We start from the raw sequence: 20,151 nt of genomic DNA, 5'->3' as shown, positions 1-20,151 counted from the left end.
AGTATATTATCCCTTTATAATTATAGATATGTCTTAAAAGAGTCTTAATTATAGTTGATATATAATACCTACCTTAATCTATTAGGTCTAATGATTTATATGCTCTTTACTTAAAACAAAAAAACCTTCCAAACATATTTTGTTTGGAAGGTTCTTGTTGATACTTATTGATTAAGAAAGTTAATTTCATTAAATAAAAGTCAAAACCAGAATCTATATTTCACGTTCCACAGAAAGTTTGATATCCACAGCTTGAGTCTGGTGGAAGCTTCGAGTACTCTTGGTTATCGGCTGAATAATCGTAAGGGTTTTGAAGCACTGCCACTAAACTTTCCATCACTTGATAGTCTCCTCTATCAACTGCTGCCTCTAGCGCCTCTTCCACACGGTGATTTCTCGGAATGACAGAAGGATTATGTTGCTTCATCATTTGTGTTGCTTCTTGTTTTGATTCTTGTTGTTTTTCTAATCTATCTAACCACTTTGTATGCCATTTATTAAAATCAGCAGATTTAAAAAGTTCATTTTCATCTAGCTCTTCCATAGTTAGAGCTCGGAAGGTGTTTGTATAGTCTGCTTTATACTTCTGCATTAGTTCTAGAAGCTCTTGAACGAGGGCTAGATTTCCTTCTTCTTCATGGAATAACCCTAGTTTAGCTCTCATGCCTTTTAGGTAATTTGTTTGGAAATGCTCTGGATAGGCAGATAACACTTCCTGTGCAAGTTTTATTGCTTCCTCTTGATCTTCATGAATAAGGGGCAATAAACTTTCTGCAAGTCTAGCCAGATTCCAGCCACCAATACCAGGTTGGTTGCCGTATGCGTAACGTCCTTGCGTATCAATTGAGCTAAATACAGTGTTCATATCATAGGTATCCATAAACGCACATGGGCCATAGTCAATAGACTCTCCGCTGATGCTCATATTATCTGTATTCATCACTCCATGAATAAACCCTACTAGCTGCCATTGAGAAATAAGTGATGCTTGACGCTTCGTTACCTCCTCGAGGAAAAGTAAATATTTGTTCTCTTTATCCTCCAACGCAGGATAATGTCTGTTTATCGTGTAGTCAGCTAGTGCCTGTAAGTCCTCATATGTCCCGTAGGTTGCAGCAAACTGGAACGTACCAACTCGAATATGACTGTTAGCGATTCTCGTCATTACAGCCCCTTGTTGAAGTGTTTCTCGGATTATTGATTCGCCAGTAGTTACAACTGAAAGACTACGTGTCGTCGGTATTCCTAATCCATGCATCGCTTCACTAATAATATATTCTCGAAGCATAGGACCAAGTCCAGCTCTTCCATCTCCTCCGCGAGAATAAGGAGTTTTACCAGAGCCTTTTAGTTGTATATCAAAACGCTTCCCATCAGGGGTTAATTGTTCTCCATACAATAATGCCCGACCATCTCCTAGCATAGTAAAGTGTCCAAATTGATGACCAGCATAGGCTTGTGCAAGAGGCTTACTTCCTTCTGGAGCACTATTTCCAGCTAGTATTTGTAGACCTTGTTCACTTTTAAGATAGTCTTTATTCAATCCTAGCTCAGTGGCTAGTGATTCATTTAAAACGGTAAGCTTAGGGGAGCTAACAGGATTAGGATCTATTATTGTAAAAAACATTGGCGGAAGACTAGTATAACTATTGTCTAGATTCCATCCAGCTTGGTTTTGAGTTTCTGACATCGAACCTTCCTTTCTTATCAATTACTTTTTTTCTTATGTATTTATTATACCCTTCTAAAATGTGTGATACGCTAATTTAGAATTTCTATACAAAAAAAAGAGCAGCAGTCGCTGTTCTTTTTCTAGGTTTATACCTATTTTTTAAATCGGCTTCTCACTCCAGTTAACATGATTTACACCATAAATATTAATTTTTCCAAGGCTTAAAACATGAGGAATATAGGCAAACATCCCGAAGTTTTTACCTTTCTTACTTTCTTCAGCAAAGTAGATTAATGTATTTTCGGGGATTGCATTTAACATTGGAAAAGAGTCCATTTGAATAATTTCCACTTCCTCTTCAGGTATATCTGAAGATGGTCCCTTGTAATTGTCTTTGCGATAATAATAGATTGCATTTAAGTTATCATGTAGTCTTTCAATCGGGATTTCATAAAATAATAGGTCCTTTTTTATGCTTACCCCTAACTCGGACAATGCTTCAAAAATGTAGTTTGGATGAAGTGGCAATAAAAATATAACATCATTCCACAAACAATCTAGTTTAGGTATTTTCCTCTGCAAAAGACTTTCCCTTTCTGGACTGTTACGATATTTCTCGCTATATTGCTTATAAAGCTCGTTGTCTAAGCCTTTTATATAATTTAGCGGTAATAGTTCATCGCCAATCATTTTCTTTGGCACCATATGATATAAAAACTCCATTGAACCCCCACATTCTATTGCAGTATTTTAATTATTTTTTTCATCGCATTCTCATTGCACTTGTTCTCAAAATGAGCAATTAAATAGTCTTTAGATTCCTGTCTACTAGGGCCAAGCTTCTGGATCCCATTTCTGATAGTCCATGCATCATAGGTTTCAAAGGCTGTGGAGTTCCAACCATTTTTCTCTCCATGTTCATCTGTCTTCTCTTGAATTCCAGCAATTACGATATCCATATAACCCTGAAGTTCTAACAATGCATTTTCAAAAACTTTCTTTTGCTCCTTTTGTATCAGACCCGACTTTTTCCGTAAAACTCTAGTATCTATTCCCTGTTCTTCTTGAATTAATTGAAAAACTACTAAAGCCTCTCTTGATAGTTTGCCATCTGCAAAACGTTGTTCGACTGAATCTTCTTCACCTAAAACCCTTTTAAAGTATGGGAGTAGCTCCCTTGAAATGAGCACCGACTTTTTCTTAATAAACTTGCCGTATCCTGCCGTTCCATCCATCGAAAATTGTGTCCTCCACATCCATGGATCAAATTCTGTATCTGAATGCCAGACTTCTTTAGCAGTTATACTTCCTAATGAAGGATAATCAGGGATAAGAGGCGCAAGGGGCAATAGCCCAAATTCTTCAATTATATGTATAGCTTCCTTGTAGGTTTTAATTTGTTTATGCATAGTGATAACACTCCTTATTTAAGCGCTAATTGGACTGAAAGTTGGATTTTTTCCTCGAAACGTCCAGTAGGTTCAATTTTTAGTAATTCCTCTCTTAAATGCCTTTCAAACACATGAGAATTGTAACCTAAAAAATGTTTAGCACCATAGGAGGATGAATATATATTGCCGATTATAGAATCTATGTTCCAGCTATGTTGATATGGTGGAAGCTCAATGGTTTCCAAGTCAAAGTTAGAACGATTAATAAGCTGTTCATAAGTCTCACTCGGCGGTTGATAAAGCGTATTTCCTGCTTTTCGTTCTCCACCATACCAATACTTCATAACTTCATCCACTTTGAGTTCCCACAAACTAGGCGTGACTTTGGTGAAAGCAGGGTCAATAATCGCGATACCGCCTCCTGGTGAAACCATACTAAACAACAGTTCAAGTGTTTTTTCACGTTCCATCCAATGAAAAGCTTTGGCAATTGTTACTAGCTTAAATGATTCCTCATGATTAGTTTTATAATTATCCAAATCGCCTAGAAACCACTCGAAATTACTAAATCTAGACTCCTGCTGTAAATGGGTAGCCTGCTGAATCATTTCTGCTTCCTGGTCTATTCCCACTATTCTTTCAAACCAATCGACAAATCTTAACGCAAGTCTTCCATCACCACACCCTAAATCTAACATTTGTCCCGTTCCGTCTAAAGCGAACCTTTGGATTAAAAATCGAATCAGAGTAGCTGGGTATAGAGGTCTGTACCGGGAATAATACAAAGCTGTTCCTGTGAACAATTCATTGCCATACTTATTCATATATTTATATAGCCTCTCTTTCTAGAGAACATAACTTGCTTACTGTAGTCATTCTACGAGAAACCTATTTATAACTTGTGTAAATAACTCTTTTTCTTCTATGAATGGATAGTGATTACTTTGTTCGAATATATCGAGCGTGGAATATTCTAGTATTTCATGCATTTCTAAAGAAAACTCTACTGGACACTGAACGTCATGTCTCCCACACAAAATATGAACGGAAGTTTTGACCTTATCAAGTTGACGTGTCACGTCGTAAATCAGAGCCTCCCTCCCAAAAAAGTTTAGTCTGCTAGCACATATTTTTTTATGTATGTTACTCGAAAAAAATGATTCATAATTATCAGGTCTATATAAAGAAAATTGAGTTCTTTCTTTTGAGAGTTGATAGCGTTCTTTTATTGTAAGAAGTGGATTTTTTAAAAGTTGCATTAATTCTTGCATTCTTTCATAATTCGGGTGTTCTTCATTATAAATACACTTAGTTGAGGAAGAACTAAACTCTCTTGCCGAAGATCCCACAATAATAAGAGATTTAAGAGATTCAGAAAAATGGATACCATAAAGTAAACCAATCATTCCACCTGTCGAATGTCCAGCAAAAGTCCACTTCTCGTAACCATAGGCCTGCCGTATGGACTCTAAATCAAGTACTGCGTCAATCATACTTAATTCGTGTGGAGAACTAGGCTTGTCTGTGTTACCTGCATCTCTCAGGTTTACAAGAAACACTTTGTTTGTACTTGTAAAAGTATTAGCAAAATAATCACCACTATCATCGAATTCAGAGTAATGGTGTGTAACGCAAACCGGCTCTCCCTTTCCTTTTGTAAACACCTCAAAACTTCCTCGAGAAGTTTCTATCATTTGATGTACCCATTTAGACATAAAACTGCTCCCACCAATCATGTTTTTTGAAAAACTGCTGTCATAAACCCAGCTAAGCCAAGTGTTTCTGCGGGTGGTTTTATTTCCCTCATTTGTCGTATCTCTATCTCCTTAAAATCCTTAAAAATAGCTCGTAATTTAGATTCATCATATCCAAGCCCCCCTTTTAAGCTTAGTGAACGATAAACCTCTTCGTCCGAAATTGTCGCTCCACCATATTCGCCATTTGGAGAAAAACAAGTAATCGCAAAATAGCCTCCAGATTTAAGTGCTCTCTGTATTAGTTGGATATAACTCATTCGCCGATGAGGAGCGATATGGTGAAAACAACCTGAATCATAGACAATGTCATAGCTACCTTCCTGAATATTCAGCTCAAAAATATTTTGACAGATAAAGTTAACATCAATATTTTCTTTTTTTGCTCTCTCGGTTGCCCATTGTATAGTCTCTTTTGAAATATCAACCGCATCAACTGCAAATCCTTTATTAGCTAAATAAATGGCATTTCTGCCAGGTCCACATCCTAGCTCTAACACATTACCTTGTTTAAATATATTTCGTTCCACATATTCTATTAAATTTTCATCAGGCTTTACCGTGAAAAAAGGAACCTCTCTTTTCCGATCACGATAAAAATCGTCCCAAAAAAATTTTGGCTCCCTTAAAAGACTGTCTAACACTATTAATAAATCCTCTTGTTCTGTTATCAATCGTCCCATACCTAGACCTCTTTCATTAATCAATAAAATAAGGATAATAAGTGAATGCAGTTATGCAAAAGCTCACTACAATGAATAGCAGTAGTCCTAATACAATAGGAGATCCTCTAAATTTAAATTGAAAAGGTGTAACCCCGCCACCATCCTGTCCATTCCAGCCTTTCAAATGAGCGTTCTCTTCATTGCTATTTCTATTAGAATTAAGTTGAAGAAACCAGATGAGGCCAAATACCGCTAAACTACCAAGAAAAATGACATCAACGAATTTCCAATCTAATAGAATAGAAACTCCCCATAATATAGCTGTTTCTACTAGGACAGTAGCTAAAATGATATATAAGTTTTTCAACTCATAATTCCCCCATTCAAATATTTATTGTAATTATCTGTTAATACTATTATAATCTAAAATTTGTAAATTAAGTAAACATTTTTTCGCTTTTCATTTTATTATTCAAAGGAGGTTTTTACAGATTTATATCGAAATAGTTTAAGGTGTAAGGAGGAATTTGATGCTAAATTATAGGGATTCACTACCAAAGGACAGAAGAATTGCTGATGTTCATTGTATACCCATAACCGAACAAGGCATGATCATGCTTTCGTGGGACAAGGCAGAACAGCAAATCACCACTATTGGAGGGCGTTTAGAAAATGGTGAGAGTTTGGAGGAGGCTTTAGAGCGGGAAGTGATGGAGGAAGTTGGAATCACGTTAACAGATGAAAGAGTTCCGTTTGCTTCCTGGTACTGGTCTACTACCGATACATATACAGTTTGGTACCTATCAAAAATAAAAATACTTGGAAACTATGACTTTAACAATGAGAAAACGGGTTATATTATAAGTAATTTTAGTACATTTGAAATGATGATCAAACAACTAGAGAGCAAGCAAGCATTTAGACTTCAAATTCTACAACTAGCAAAGAAAAAAGCTTTAGAAATTAAATGGCTTACCAAATAAATTGCTAATCCCCTCTAGTTCTTTTATTTATGTGATAGTGATTAATTTATTCCAATAACCGATTCCTAGTTAAATACTTTCCATATATTATTCTACTTATTTACTCTTCTTTAAAATAAACATTTCTCTAATAAAGGCACCGATTGCCACAGAAATGAAAATGGTAGATATTAAATTCATCACCCTAATAAATGTATGGGTCGTGTAAATAACTTGAACGCTTTGAACAATGACAATTAATCCGAATAAAAAGATGGCTATTATTACTTTCTTCAATTAGCTAACAACCTTTCTTACGTTAGAGTAGTTGTTTTCATCTAGCATTTTTTTCTAGTTAGTATTATTAACCCTAAATTCTACTTGCAATTTAATGTTATAGTTTTTCTTTTGTTCAGTTTTCCCGTTAGCTTTCACATAAAAATCAGCAGAGCCGTTTACGATATAACGTCCTTCTGGAAATTCCTGATTCATAATTTGACTTATAAAATCTACATATTCTTTTTTATCCTCTGAAGTGTAGCCGCCACTTCCCCAATATTCTGCACGGAGTGGTTCCCCTTTTCTTAGTTTAGTGCTTAATAATGGTGTATCCATACCGTATCCGATTTCAAAGTTTCTGGTAGTTTCAACCATTGGGAAAGAAAACGGGGAAGCTGAATGAAAAATTTCAATTTCATCTTTTTCTCCTGTATATTCTAATTCAGCATAAATTTTTATAGGTTCATTCTTACCGTACTCTGCTTTTTCTGTCACAAGTCGATATACAAAATCTTCTTCTATAGCTTGGGCTTTTGTATCTAGTGGTTTCGTATCAGACGGTTCGGTATCAACCTTCCTATCAACCTTTTGTTGACAGCTCACTAAACATAAGGACAGAACTATTAAAGACACAAGGAAACCTATTTTATACATTATAATCCCTCTTTATTTTTATGAATTAGACGAGGAAAAAATATATTCGTTTCAAAGATCTAACGGCGGAATTGGTCATATCCATTCTGAACACGAACTCCGATTTATTATTTGAACGGTAATAGTTGCTCCGAATCTTCGTATTTAGAAGCCATAGTCCCTACTAATCCCACTACGTCACATTTATCATCTTTACAACCAAAGATATATGCCTGCTCACTGGTATATACAATTACGTCATAGTGATAAGGAAATACCCCTCCCTTGTTTCTATCAACCATTTGATTGACTGCAAGAACTCCCTCTGATTCATCTATTGTTTTAAATTTCTGACTGCTTATTACTAATTGTACCATTTCTCCTAAAATGACCCGATCCTTTTCGTTAGGTGTATACATCCCTTTCCAGAAAATATTGCCAAACAGCAATACATTTACACATAAACTTATAACTAAAATTATAACTAACCAATTTTTCATCTTTTCCTATCCCTCCTACCAGTTGATCTAATAACAAACCATTGTGGGATGCAATTTAAAAGGAAGATAATAAAAAATATAGTTGTTTGCCTAAATGGTTTAAAAAAATATCCCCAATCCTCTTTTATATCCATCATGTGTATAAAATATAAAGAACTAATAGCAGATAATAAATTCCCTACAACTAGAACAGGTACAAATAGAAATGCTTTGCAAATATACGCTAGAGCTATACAAATGATAATCATTGATAGGTATCCGAGCAATGACCCTTTTGTATAATCCAAATACATGCCGTAGTAGCCAAAAGGCAAACAATAAAACAAAAGAACCAAAATAAGTAAACTCGTATTCCGCACCTTCCACTTATACTTTAAAAGGCTGCCAGCTAAAATGGTCAGGTATAGGAGAGAAACAATCAAAGAAAAATTTCCGTAGCTCAAATTCAATAATTTGTTTAGTCCAAAAAGTGGAATGACGAAAATAACATACAAAGGATATTGTATATTAGCTAATACATCTAAGACAACATAATCGAAAAGATGATTTTCCGTAAGATTTACAACAAATATAACTAAGGTTGCTACAAATCCAATGCCATATAAAGCAGTGCCATCCTTTACACTCGAGTAATATAGGATGCCTATTAAGAACAGTACAGAAATAGCTAAGTTGAAAATACTTATCCGATGGTCTGGAAATTTAATCGCAGGCATGAAATTAATAAGCAATGCGCTGATGAAAATAACTATAATTATAATTTGATATTTGTTTATATTCTTCATACTAAAACTCCCCTTTAGTGTAATTTTACACTAAAGGGGAGTTTTAGACAACATTAAATTTTCTGACTAATAATATTCCACTTATCTCTTGCTACCGCTTCATCAAACGTGCTAAGAATTCGATAATTTTCTTCATCTACTATTCGAAAATGCTTGCTAAGTACATTTTGCTGTAAGCGAAAACCATTTTTTTCTTCAACATTTTTCCACCATATATAGCCACCTAATGTTTTATCCTTTGGACGTATAATCACATCGTGGGCAGTGAGCTCTATTACCTCCATAGGATCTCCACCAATATGATTTTGCAAGGTTGGGCTATCACGGAATAAGGCACATATAGCGATAGTGGTCGTCCAATTTGCTAGTGTCCTTCCCTTTTCTATTTGTACTAATGTTTTTTTGGAGATTCCTAGTAGCTCCGCCATTTTATCTTGTGTATAGTCGTTCTCTACTCTGACTAGCTTGAGGCTTTCAGAAGTAATATGTATTAAAAAATCACGATCCATGCAAATCACCTCGCGTTGTTTACACTCATTATAACTGATACAGTTCCAACAACATACAGAAAGCTCAGTAATATAACTGAGCTCCTGCATGACAACTTTAATTAAACAACCTTCTATTCTTTAAAACTACCAAGCTCACCAAAAGTAGTAGTACACCTGAAAGAATAAATACTATTCTTACGCCGACTAAATCTACTGCAATACCTATGGCTAAGGAAGATATACCAAACAGCCCAGTACCTACTGTACCTAAAGATGTATAAACGGTTAATAACTTTTCTTTCGGGACGCTTCGCTGAATAATTGTTTGTTGCGGTATATTTTTCAATTGGCTAGTTAGTCCAATACCTACAGATATTATAATCGCTAGTAATGGAAAACTTATAGAACCGAATAGGATGGTAAGAATACCGCTAATGAATGCGCCATAGCCGATAAAATATTGCTTATAGGTATCTGTCACAGTGGAATATTTCATACAAATAATGCTTCCTACTAATAATCCTATAAAAAATGCTCCATTAATAAAGCCCCACCATTGTTCTCCTTCATGGAGGGCAGTCTCCACATAAATATATAGAATGGCTGCTATCCAAACAGCACCTGCTATCGTCTCTAGAATATCCATTAGCATAATTTTTTTAAGAACCGGTGTTTTCTTTATACTAATCCAGCCTTCGCAGAACTGGTTCCAGAGGGTATCTTTCTCATTTTCCTCATGACTTACATCTTCTAAAAGCAACGTAAGTATAGTGGAAACTAAAAAGAAGCCACATACTATAAGTATTAACCAATTGGGGCTTAGCAATAAAAGTAACAATCCGCCGAACAACCAAGCACCAATTTGCAATAACTGAGTGACAGTTTCTACGATACTATTAGCCTTTATCAGCTGAGCATCTTCCACATAATGAGGTAGGAAAGCTCGCATGATCGGATTGGCACAGCCATCTAACAAAGCAATTCCACCTATTACAAAGAAAATGTACCAATAATTAGTTGAATGCATAAAAAACAATAGAAAAACTACTAACAATGCTAATAGCAAAGTTTTTCCTGCCTGCGACCACACCAGTAAGAACTTTAGCCTATATTTCCCAAGAAATAAAGGAGTCACTAAACTAGAAATAAACATTGCAGTAGTAATCGTAAATGGCACTATGGAAGAAATGGCGGCTGAACCCGTTAAGTCATATAAAACACTAATAACACCTACTAGATAAAAAACATCTCCAAGGTTTGCAATCGATTGACTAGTTAGTAATACTATAAAATTTTTATTTTGTTTCATAATTATCCCCCATATTAATTTCGTTCATTTAATACGGAGTTAAATCAAATTGGACTATACATTATTCTTATCCTCTCGTCTAAATACCTTAAGGAGTAGCTCTGGGGGATACATAGCTTCTCCTATATTCGGCATTATTTTTCTTTATCAAATTCATTTTAATATTTCAGTCGGTTTACATTTCCTTTTATTAATCTACCATTTGTTTTCTATAGACAATAGCTGTAATGATATAAATTACTACTGACCATAGAGCGATTATACCTAAATGGCTCCAAACTTCTCCAAACCCAGCTCCAGCATCTATCCTAGTTGCTAATTCTAATAGCTGAAGATTTGGTATATATTCAATCACACTAAAAATAGGATATTTATCACTAAAGCTTTCGATTGCTGTTCCCATAGAGAACAATAAAATAACTGGCAACACGATCACAGAAGACTCCATTACTGATTTTGCTATTAACCCTAGTAAAGTACCTAAGCCTATAAAAAATATCGCACATAAGGCTAATCCTAATAATAATACAGGTACATTGGCTGGAGTATACTCAGCAAGCATTACACTAACAATAGCCACTATCATTGTTAAAACGAATGATAATGCACTTTTCCCACCAAGAATTTCATACGTATTAGCAGGGGATAGCATTAATCCGCGCAGTGTATTTCTTTCTTTTTCCTCTGCAATCAAGCAGCATTGAACATACGAGCCTACCATTGTTAACGCAAAGCCTATCGTGAAATTACCATTCACCAATGGATCCATTCCCATCCGGCTAAAAATAGCTGCCATTAAAATAGGTAAAAAGACAACAACTGAGACTGCCATGTTTCTACTAAATTCCTTAAAGTCCTTCTGAAAAATTGCGTTTACACGTTTCCATGAAAATGTCATATTAATTCTCCTCCAGTCACTTTGACAAAAATATCACCTAATGTAGGTTCGTTGGAATGTACAGTGGAAATACGATTCTCCTTCATCAATTGGAACATCGTATCTGCTCCAGCCTCATCCCTTTTGAGTATGATAGTTTCATTGTTAGTTAGCTCAACGGTCATCGTTCCATCTGAAAATTGTTTCTTCAGCTCACTAGGTTTATCCAGTAATTGAATCTTCCCTTTATTTAAGAATGCAACTCGATCGCAAAGCGTTTCAGCTTCTTGCATGTCATGTGTTGTTAAAAAGATTGTTGTCCCTTTTTCATTTAATGCTCGTAAGCCATTATAAATATGTAACGTGTTTGTTGGATCTAACGCAGATGTTGGTTCATCTAAAAACAAAAGCTCTGGTTCATGAAGAATGGCTCTCGCTAGTACTACACGTTGTGTCATCCCTTTAGATAATTCAGCTATTTTCTTCTTACGTGCTTCCGTTAGGTTTACAAAGCTCAGAGCCTCATCTACCTTAGAAATAGGCAAGTCATATAATTCGCAGTATAGCTTTAGATTTTCAAAAATGGTTAACCTACTATATAGTCCACTGTTGTCTGTAAGAACGCCAAATCTTTTTCTCTCATTGGCCTTTTTGAAGTTGGATACTTTCTCTCCAAAAACAAATGCTTCCCCTTCAGTAGGATCTAGCTGACCCGTCAGTATTTTAATAGTAGTTGTTTTCCCTGAGCCACTTGGTCCTAAAAATCCAAATATCTCACCTTTTTTTACTTGAAAGTTTACATCCTCCACTGCCTTAAAGTTGGAAAAATATTTGGCAAGGCCTTTTACTTCAATTACATTTTCCATTTGAAAACCTCCTAATTGTTTGGTTGAACATTTCGTATCTACAACCTAAGATTAAGAGATATTTAAATACAAGACATCATATTTCCGGTGAAAGGAGTTAAATTTGGGGTGAATGAATCGTTATTTTAGATGAATGGAGCTTATTTGAGGCCCAACATTCCCTTTAAATCCGCCATTTTTGTCTTTGAGAGTGGTACTGACGATTTTTCTGAGTCATCTAGTACTAAGCTATAACTGTTTCTTGTCCAAGTAATGACCTCCCGCACTTTTTGTAAATTTACTATATAGGAACGATGGCAGCGAAAGAAACCAAAGGCCAATAATCTTTCTTCTAAGTCATTCAACGTAAAGGAACATGCAAAGCTTTCCCCTTTAATATGTAAATAGGTTTGTCCTTCTGTGCTTTCTATGTAATCAATCTCTGGAGGGTCAAATAATACAATTTTTTCATTTACTTTCGTCGGTATTTTTTCGAAACGAATTGGCTGAACTACTTTTTCTTCTACTACTTCATCGGTAGCGGTAATTTTTTCAGTAGTCGGCTCACTCCTATCTATTACTTCCTCATTGTCTTCTTCCTTAGTTAAAACTGGGCGCAGTCCTTTTTCATCTAATCGGTATACGTTATCGGAACAAGCAACTCCACTTTCTACTTGGCCAGTTAATATTAAGATCACTTTTTTTGCTAGACGTAGCTCTCTTAAAAGTGAAAAAAGAATCCTTTTCGACTCGATATCGAGATTTTGATCTGGTTCTTCCATTATGTATATATCAGGGTTTTGTATAAGCAACCATGCAAGCTGTACTCGCTTTCTTTCAGAGTAAGTCAAACTCTTTAGTTTCTTATTCTTTTGAGCATCTAGCTGCACTGCTTGTAATATGCTTTCTATTTGTTCAGAGGAATTAAATAGTTTTTGATAATATTTTAAAGTTTCAACTACCGTTAGTCGTTCATAACAACCTTCATGTAAAAAGAAAAAACCTATTTTTTTATCTGGGAGATACTCTACTTTACCATTGGAAAGTCGTGTTTTTCCTAGAAATGTATTTAAAAGCTGCTCTTTAACATTTACTGTAGAAACGATTGCCGTTACCTCTCCCGGTTGTATTGTCAAATCAAATTCAGGAAAGTGAACCATATCATTTGTATGCTTACCAGCTTGAATGAATTTTAACGTCATAAATATATCCTCTATTCTATGTATTCTGTTAAATTTAATTATACCAATATATTCATAATTTTACATATGAAATAAAACCACGAGCCATAATTAGCTCGTGGTTTTAGCTTTTATAGAGCAATAGCTTGTTTTTCCTTTTTCTCTCGAGTAAATAATTGGATGATGAATAATATAGCGAAAATAATTAACCCTGTAATATCAGAAATACCTTCTGGATAGATTAACAATAAACCTGCACCTATTGCCAGTATTCTTTCAATCCAGCTGACTTTTCGATACCAATATCCAATCATACCTGCTCCAATAGAAATCATTCCAGTAACAGCGGTGAATGTTACCCAGATAATTTCCCCGAATGTCGTATCAATCATGAGCAACGTCGGAGAAAATACAATCATATAAGGTATTATAAAGGCGGCAATCGCTAGTTTAGAAGATTGAACACCTGTCTTAATAGGATCTCCACCAGAAATACCCGAGGCTGCAAAGGCGGCCAGTGCTACCGGAGGGGTTATATCTGCTACTATTCCAAAATAGAATACAAAGAAGTGAGCAGACAATATAACAACTAGTGGTATTGCATTTTGTGCTACATCTGGTGCTAGTAAGGTAATGATAGCTGGTGCAGCAATAGTCGACGTTATAACATAATTTGCTGTTGTTGGAGCTCCCATTCCTAAAATTAGAGATGCAATCATAACGAAGAATAAGGTTAGTATAATACTTCCACCCGCTAGCTTAACTAAGCTAGTTGCTAGACTAAGACCTAATCCTGTTTTCACGACTACTCCTACAATAATCCCAGCACAAGCAGTGGCTGCTACTACACCTAGTGCAGTTCGTGCCCCGTCTACTAAAGCATCTAAAATTTCTTTTGGCCCTAAACGTGTACTTTTGTTAATCGCACCTACAACTATACATGCTACCACGCCATATAACGCAGCATGGATAACAGGTACACCTGTCATCATTAAAATAATGATTAAGAAAATCGGTAAGATTAAATAAATCTTTTTAAAGATTTCTTTACGATCTGGCATTTGTTCATCTGTTAACCCACTTAAACCCAAACGTTTTGCTTCAAAATGAGTCATAATCCAAATTCCTGTAAAATAAAGAAGCGCTGGAATTGCTGCGGCTTTCGCAATATCCCAGTAGGTGACTCCACGACCGATAAATTCTACCATAAGGAACGCGGCTGCCCCCATGATCGGTGGCATTAACTGCCCACCAGTTGATGCAGAAGCCTCTACAGCTCCAGCGAATTCTTTTCTATAGCCTAATGATTTCATCATCGGAATGGTGTAAGATCCTGAAGTAACAACGTTTGCTACCGAGCTCCCGGAAATAGTTCCTTGTAAAGCTGATGAGAAGATTGCAACCTTTGCAGGGCCTCCAACCATTTTCCCAGCAACAGCTACTGCCAGGTCATTAAAATACTGTCCAACCCCTGTTTTAACTAGAAATGCTCCAAACAATAGGAATGCAAAAATATACGTAGAGGAAACTGCTAACGGTGTTCCTAGAATTCCATCCGTTGAAAAGAACATTAGCTTAACGATATTATCTAAGCTTTGTCCTCGATGAGCCATAAACGCAGGGAAGTATTCTCCAAAATAGGCATATACTAAAAATAACCCTGCTATAATAGTGATCGGCAAGCCTACAGCTCGGCGTGCAGCCTCTAAAACTAATATAATAGCAACTAAACCGACTATAAAGTCTAAGGTTTCTAGACCACCTAAACTTTTAACAAGTCGTTCGTAATTAATTACCCAATGGCTTCCTACAAAAATTGCCGCTGCTCCTAGTATATAATCATAAAACGGTATTTTTGTTTTAGAAAGTTTCTTACGAGCTGGGAATAATAAAAATACAAATAATAAACCGAAGCCCAAATGAACAGTACGCTGTATTTGCGCTGGATACTGTCCAAAAATTGCCGTATACAACTGAAATAAAGAGAATGCTAGCAAGCCAAAATAAATAACATATTTAAAATTACTACCTACACTACGTGTATTAGATTCTGGATCGTATTTCTCTAGCAGCGCTTGCTGTTCCTCAGCTGACAACTCTTTAAAATTACTTTCTTCTGCATTCCGCTCTTTTTTATTGCCTTTATTATTGCTCATTCAGGTTAACTCCTCTCGCTATGTCAAATAATGATAGCTTTTTCACTTCGAATAAATAAGATTTCCCTTTTTCTAGTTTTACTTTTAAATTGTATTTCTTCTTTTGGTATTGTAAAAAAAGCTGATCTTCAACATCTCCTACAAACATAGTAAAAGAAGGCAACGCTTCATGAGCATACGATAGAGTGTATAAACCATCTTTATATACAAGTGTTTGCCCCTCTTCTGCGTAGCTCGGCATTCCAATCGCAACGTCACTATATTCCATTGATAGTAAGAGAATTTCCTTGTTATTTAGTACCCGGTAATTTTCAATAACATCTGTTTTATGTATAGTATGAGTAAAAATAATTTGGAATTCTTTTTCCTTTTTTAAAGGAAGATAATGAGTAATTGGTAATTCCGTACGTGTTTCGGTAAAGGAGAGGGCAGGTACAAAAGGTATAAAGATAAAAGAGAAAGTTATCATTATAAGAACAATAATTATTTTATTTTTCATGAAGTGGAAAGCCTCTCTTAATTAGAAAAGAGACTCGAAGCTGTACGCATCAAAGCCTCTTTTCACTAATGATTACTTGTTTACTTCATCAAAATATTTTTGAGCACCTGGATGAACTTCTATTCCAATACCATCTAGAGCTGTTTCTGCTTTAATAAATTCACCTTTAGCATGGCTAATTTTATCTGTATTGCCATAAATCGCTTTTGTGATTTCATAAACTAAATCCTCTGGAAGGTCTTTCTTAACTGCTAGCATTGCTAATACAGAAACTACTGGAACTTCTTCAGAAAGACCGTAAGTACCTTTAGGCACAGCATCTACAGCATAATAAGGATATTTTTCAATAAGTTCTTTTGCTTTATCTTCTGTAACAGAAATAATATTTACTTTTTTAGTTGCATTTAAAGCTTCCACTGCGGAAGTTGGGTAACCTGCAGTGATAAATGCAGCTTGAATTTGTCCAGTTGATAACCCATCAGTAGATTCACCAAAATCTAAGTTTTGAGCTTCAATATCATCTTCTATTGATAGACCATGAATTTCTAAAAGTTGCTCAGCATTTGCATATGTTCCTGAACCAGGAGCCCCTACAGAAACCTTTTTGCCTTTAAGATCCTCAAATGAATTAATTCCTGAATCCGCTAAGGTAACTAGTTGAACCGTTTCTGGATAAAGTGCACCAATTGCAACTACCGTATCTAACTTGTTTCCTTCGAACATTTCTGTTCCTTCTGTACCATAATAAGCGATATCAGTTTGTACGAAGGCAATTTGCCCTTCATCATCTTCATGTAAAGCTGTCATATTCGCAGCGGAAGCTTGAGATACCTCAGCAGTTGTTTTTATACCTGTCTCTTCAGTAACTAAATCAGCAAAAGTACCACCTAGTGGGTAATACGTACCTTGCGTTCCACCAGTTAGTATACTTAAAAATTTATAATCTGCTTTTGTTTTGGCTGAGTCCCCAGAACCCGAGTCTGACCCACTATCGGAGTCACTAGTTCCACAAGCTGCTAAAAATACTAAAGCAAAAATGCTTAAGACTGCTAACCATTTAAATTGTCTAGTTTTCATATTTTACATTTCCTCCCTTTTTATATAAAAGTACCCTTTGTTCTCTATAATTCTATCATAAATACTTCATACGATGTCAATTAATTAAGTAAATTCCGTTAATTTGCAGAAAAGTAGCGAGCGTTAATTCCAGAGATTTCAATAGACAATAAGAATTTTGTCCAAATAAAAAAACATACATTGTATCGTGTAGATACAGTGTATGTTTTGTCGTTTATCATTATGAACAGCTATCGTAAGTAGTGTTTTTAACCTTAGAACCAGTTTCTCCTCTAAGAAGATCACCTTCGGTAGATTCAATAATTTGGTTAGTAACATTGTTTGAGATTGAATTAGCAACTAGCTGTAACAGACTGTTTACGTCACCTTGAGATTGCTTAAATTCTTGAACAATGGGAATACTGTCGATTTCTTCTTCGATTGCAGCTATTTTACCTTCAATCATCTTCAATGCTTTTTCTTTTCCAAGATGCTGGAAGTTAACAGCTTGTTTCTGTAAGCTCTTTAAGCTAGCAATTTTCTCGCGTACGGATTGATTTTCATTAATTTGTGCTTCTGCACGTTTAAAGAAGTCAACTTCTTCCGTATTTGCAATCATAGTAGCTATTTCTCTAGCCTTCTCAATAATATCGTCTCTAGTGTATTTAGTAGTCATTATATACCCACCTTTTCTTCAATTGTTTCTTCTACTAGTTCACCAGTAAGTGACCACGTTTTTGCATTTGTAATTTTAACTTGAACAAGCTTCCCAATAATATCTTTAGGTCCAACAAAATTCACTAGTTTGCTTTTTCGGGTATATCCAGCAAGTACATCAGGGTTATTTTTACTTTCCCCTTCTACCAATACCTCCACAATATCACCTTCAAGCTTCTTCATTGCCTCTGCAGACATTTCGTTTACTAGTGCATTTAAACGTTGAAGTCTTTCCTTCTTCACTTCCATTGGCACGTTATCAATCATTTTAGCTGCTGGAGTGCCTTCACGTGGAGAATAAATATAAGTGTATGCAATTTCAAATCCTACCTCTTTATACAGAGATAGTGTTTCCTCAAATTGTTCGTCCGTTTCATTAGGGAAACCAACAATAATGTCCGTTGACAATGAGGCATTCGGAATAGCAGTTTTAATCTTTCTTACTAGCTCTAAATAATGTTCTCTTGTATATTTACGAGCCATAATTTTTAGAATATCAGATGATCCTGACTGAACTGGTAAATGAATATGCTCTACCAAGTTGCCGCCCTTTGCTAAAACTTCGATTAAATGGTCATCAAAATCTCTAGGATGACTAGTCATAAAACGAATTCTCGCTACATCAATTTTATTTAAATCATCCATTAAGTCACCAAAACGATAATCTAAGTCAGTAAAGTCTTTTCCATAAGCGTTTACATTCTGACCAAGAAGTGTAATTTCCTTATAGCCTTGAGCTGCAAGGTGGCGAATTTCTTGAATAATATCCTCTGGTCGACGGCTACGCTCTTTACCTCGTGTATATGGCACGATGCAATATGTACAGAACTTATCACAGCCATACATAATGTTAACCCAGGCTTTAATAGATCCCTTACGCACTCGCGGAAGGTTCTCTATTACATCCCCTTCTTTAGACCATACTTCAATAACCATCTCTTTTGATAGGTACGCCTCATTAAGAATGTTAGGTAGACGGTGAATATTGTGTGTACCAAAAATCATATCTACTTGATCGTACGTTTTCAAAATTTTCTTTACTACGGATTCTTCCTGGGACATACATCCACATACACCGATTAGCAAATCAGGATTATTTCTTCTTAAATGCTTTAAATGACCAAGTTCACCAAATACTTTGTTCTCCGCGTTTTCACGAATAGCACAAGTATTTAAAAGGATGACATTCGCATCTTCCACTGTATTAGTTGGCTCATATCCCAACTGCATGAAAATCCCAGCCATTACTTCTGTGTCATGTTCATTCATTTGACATCCATAGGTACGTATATAAAATTTACGATTTTGTCCCATCCCTTTGAATTCATCTGCAATTGAAAAGTCGTTGTGATAAGCCACTTCTTCTTTCCCACGTTTTTTTGCATCTTTTAAGGACGGGGGAGTGTAAACTGCTTGAAAATATTTGCTATAATCTTTCTCCACGTTTTTCTCGGGAGAAGTAGTTTCTTTTATTTGAGTACTTTGTAAACGTGATTCCTCGTTCATAAGAACTCCCCTTTCTTTCATTCGCCAAAATCCGAATATCCATCCTATTATACTGAATAGTGCTCCATTGCTACAAGGCATTAAGCTTAAAATTTCTTATTTAGACAAAATATGTGCGCTTTTTTGGTTTATATAGTGCACTTAATGGGAATTAGATAAGATTGTGATTTGAATAATAGAGTTTGTTCTGCTGGGATTCCCTTGTTTTAGGGGGTCCTTTTTTAAGTTGTAATGGTGGTTTAGGAGAAACTTCTGGTATGGCGGTTTGGTGAGTTTCTGGTTATGGGTGGTTTGTTGGAGTTTATGGGGCACTTGTCCATGCTTTATGGGCGGTTTTCAACTTGTTATGGGACACCTTGCTATTACTTATGGGCGGTTTCTTTGTTTATGGGCGGTTTACTGTGATTTATGGGACACTTGTCCATGCTTTATGGGCGGTTTTCAACTTGATATGGGACACTTTGTTATTACTTATGTGCGGCTCCACTTGTTTAGGTGCGCTTTCCTACCCTTTACGTGACAATTCCACATACTTTACGTGCACTTCTCACCCCTTTAGGTGCGACACCATACTATTTACGTGCGACTCTCTCGCTTAGGTGCGCTTTCCTACTCTTTACGTGACACTTCCACATACTTTACGTGCACTTCTCAACCCTTTAGGTGCGTCTCCACACTATTTAGGTGCAACTCTCTCGTTTAGGTGCACTTTCCTAGCCTTTAGGTGACACTTCCACTTACTTTACGTGCACTTCTCACCCCTTTAGGTGCGACTCCACACTATTTACGTACGACTCTCTCGCTTAGGTGCGCTTTCCTACTCTTTACGTGACACACACTATTTATGTGCAACCATCACTCTCCAACGTAACA

The 20,151-nt window shown here is 35.9% G+C and carries 22 protein-coding genes; 1 reads left to right on the top strand and 21 read right to left on the bottom strand.

The genetic code is table 11. The features are described 5' to 3' along the window. Window positions 1–220 precede the first annotated feature (220 nt). From Q0371_RS17255 to Q0371_RS17225, 7 genes are all read right to left on the bottom strand, one after another. On the bottom strand, window positions 221–1,690 hold the full coding sequence (locus Q0371_RS17255; RefSeq protein ID WP_251552853.1) for a protein adenylyltransferase SelO: 1,470 nt from the start codon (window positions 1,688–1,690) through the stop codon (window positions 221–223). A gap of 141 nt (window positions 1,691–1,831) precedes the next feature. Continuing rightward, window positions 1,832–2,395, bottom strand: coding sequence for a group-specific protein (locus Q0371_RS17250; RefSeq protein WP_298473393.1), 564 nt, complete (start codon window positions 2,393–2,395; stop codon window positions 1,832–1,834). A gap of 14 nt (window positions 2,396–2,409) precedes the next feature. Further along, the gene (locus Q0371_RS17245) at window positions 2,410–3,081 is read right to left on the bottom strand and encodes a hypothetical protein (protein WP_298473390.1); all 672 of its coding nucleotides are present in this window, start codon (window positions 3,079–3,081) and stop codon (window positions 2,410–2,412) included. Between the two features lie 14 nt (window positions 3,082–3,095). Next, entirely contained in the window at window positions 3,096–3,887 is a 792-nt protein-coding gene (locus Q0371_RS17240) for a class I SAM-dependent methyltransferase (protein WP_251552856.1), read from the bottom strand. 48 nt (window positions 3,888–3,935) lie between these two features. Continuing rightward, window positions 3,936–4,778: an alpha/beta hydrolase gene (locus Q0371_RS17235; RefSeq protein ID WP_298473383.1), complete on the bottom strand. Its 843-nt coding sequence runs from the start codon at window positions 4,776–4,778 to the stop codon at window positions 3,936–3,938. Window positions 4,779–4,795: 17 nt separating this feature from the next. Continuing rightward, the gene (locus tag Q0371_RS17230) at window positions 4,796–5,500 is read right to left on the bottom strand and encodes a class I SAM-dependent methyltransferase (RefSeq protein ID WP_298473380.1); all 705 of its coding nucleotides are present in this window, start codon (window positions 5,498–5,500) and stop codon (window positions 4,796–4,798) included. Between the two features lie 16 nt (window positions 5,501–5,516). Next, window positions 5,517–5,849 (bottom strand): hypothetical protein, encoded by a 333-nt coding sequence (locus tag Q0371_RS17225; protein ID WP_169358676.1) that lies wholly within the window; start codon window positions 5,847–5,849, stop codon window positions 5,517–5,519. A gap of 163 nt (window positions 5,850–6,012) precedes the next feature. On the opposite strand from Q0371_RS17225, the gene Q0371_RS17220 reads away from it, so the two are divergent. After that, entirely contained in the window at window positions 6,013–6,465 is a 453-nt protein-coding gene (locus Q0371_RS17220; RefSeq protein WP_298473377.1) for an NUDIX domain-containing protein, read from the top strand. A gap of 96 nt (window positions 6,466–6,561) precedes the next feature. On the opposite strand, the gene Q0371_RS17215 is transcribed toward Q0371_RS17220, so the two are convergent. The 14 genes from Q0371_RS17215 to miaB form a co-directional block, all read right to left on the bottom strand. Further along, window positions 6,562–6,741, bottom strand: coding sequence for a hypothetical protein (locus tag Q0371_RS17215; RefSeq protein ID WP_298473374.1), 180 nt, complete (start codon window positions 6,739–6,741; stop codon window positions 6,562–6,564). 54 nt (window positions 6,742–6,795) lie between these two features. Next, window positions 6,796–7,377, bottom strand: a complete 582-nt coding sequence (locus Q0371_RS17210; protein ID WP_298473371.1) for a hypothetical protein — start codon at window positions 7,375–7,377, stop codon at window positions 6,796–6,798. A gap of 107 nt (window positions 7,378–7,484) precedes the next feature. Further along, window positions 7,485–7,856 carry a hypothetical protein gene (locus tag Q0371_RS17205; protein ID WP_298473368.1) on the bottom strand — a complete coding sequence of 124 codons (372 nt, stop codon included), beginning with the start codon at window positions 7,854–7,856 and terminating at the stop codon, window positions 7,485–7,487. Beyond that, entirely contained in the window at window positions 7,853–8,641 is a 789-nt protein-coding gene (locus Q0371_RS17200) for a hypothetical protein (RefSeq protein WP_298473365.1), read from the bottom strand. Before Q0371_RS17200 ends, Q0371_RS17205 begins: the two co-directional genes overlap by 4 nt. Window positions 8,642–8,694: 53 nt before the next feature. Further along, on the bottom strand, window positions 8,695–9,150 hold the full coding sequence (locus Q0371_RS17195; RefSeq protein WP_298473362.1) for a helix-turn-helix domain-containing protein: 456 nt from the start codon (window positions 9,148–9,150) through the stop codon (window positions 8,695–8,697). Window positions 9,151–9,247: 97 nt separating this feature from the next. Beyond that, window positions 9,248–10,441: an MFS transporter gene (locus Q0371_RS17190; RefSeq protein WP_298473359.1), complete on the bottom strand. Its 1,194-nt coding sequence runs from the start codon at window positions 10,439–10,441 to the stop codon at window positions 9,248–9,250. 190 nt (window positions 10,442–10,631) lie between these two features. After that, a complete protein-coding gene (locus Q0371_RS17185; protein WP_298473357.1) occupies window positions 10,632–11,339 on the bottom strand; it encodes an ABC transporter permease in 708 nt (235 codons plus the stop codon). Continuing rightward, a complete protein-coding gene (locus tag Q0371_RS17180; protein WP_298473353.1) occupies window positions 11,336–12,184 on the bottom strand; it encodes an ABC transporter ATP-binding protein in 849 nt (282 codons plus the stop codon). The genes Q0371_RS17185 and Q0371_RS17180 overlap by 4 nt, the downstream gene beginning before the upstream one ends. Before the next feature lie 140 nt (window positions 12,185–12,324). Then, on the bottom strand, window positions 12,325–13,365 hold the full coding sequence (locus Q0371_RS17175) for a LytTR family transcriptional regulator DNA-binding domain-containing protein (RefSeq protein WP_298473351.1): 1,041 nt from the start codon (window positions 13,363–13,365) through the stop codon (window positions 12,325–12,327). A 110-nt stretch (window positions 13,366–13,475) separates the two neighbouring features. Beyond that, on the bottom strand, window positions 13,476–15,500 hold the full coding sequence (locus tag Q0371_RS17170) for a TRAP transporter permease (RefSeq protein ID WP_169358664.1): 2,025 nt from the start codon (window positions 15,498–15,500) through the stop codon (window positions 13,476–13,478). Then, window positions 15,490–15,999 carry a DUF1850 domain-containing protein gene (locus tag Q0371_RS17165; RefSeq protein ID WP_251552868.1) on the bottom strand — a complete coding sequence of 170 codons (510 nt, stop codon included), beginning with the start codon at window positions 15,997–15,999 and terminating at the stop codon, window positions 15,490–15,492. The genes Q0371_RS17170 and Q0371_RS17165 overlap by 11 nt, the downstream gene beginning before the upstream one ends. Window positions 16,000–16,071: 72 nt before the next feature. After that, window positions 16,072–17,076 (bottom strand): TAXI family TRAP transporter solute-binding subunit, encoded by a 1,005-nt coding sequence (locus Q0371_RS17160; RefSeq protein ID WP_169358662.1) that lies wholly within the window; start codon window positions 17,074–17,076, stop codon window positions 16,072–16,074. Window positions 17,077–17,296: 220 nt separating this feature from the next. Continuing rightward, on the bottom strand, window positions 17,297–17,731 hold the full coding sequence (locus tag Q0371_RS17155) for a RicAFT regulatory complex protein RicA family protein (protein ID WP_169358661.1): 435 nt from the start codon (window positions 17,729–17,731) through the stop codon (window positions 17,297–17,299). Beyond that, the gene (gene miaB / locus Q0371_RS17150; RefSeq protein ID WP_169358660.1) at window positions 17,731–19,278 is read right to left on the bottom strand and encodes a tRNA (N6-isopentenyl adenosine(37)-C2)-methylthiotransferase MiaB; all 1,548 of its coding nucleotides are present in this window, start codon (window positions 19,276–19,278) and stop codon (window positions 17,731–17,733) included. Before miaB ends, Q0371_RS17155 begins: the two co-directional genes overlap by 1 nt. Window positions 19,279–20,151 lie beyond the last annotated feature (873 nt).

Source organism: uncultured Psychrobacillus sp., assembly GCF_938022135.1.
GTDB lineage: Bacteria > Bacillota > Bacilli > Bacillales_A > Planococcaceae > Psychrobacillus.
Note: the sequence above shows the minus strand (reverse complement) of the source record. Positions and strands in the feature narration are given on the sequence as shown.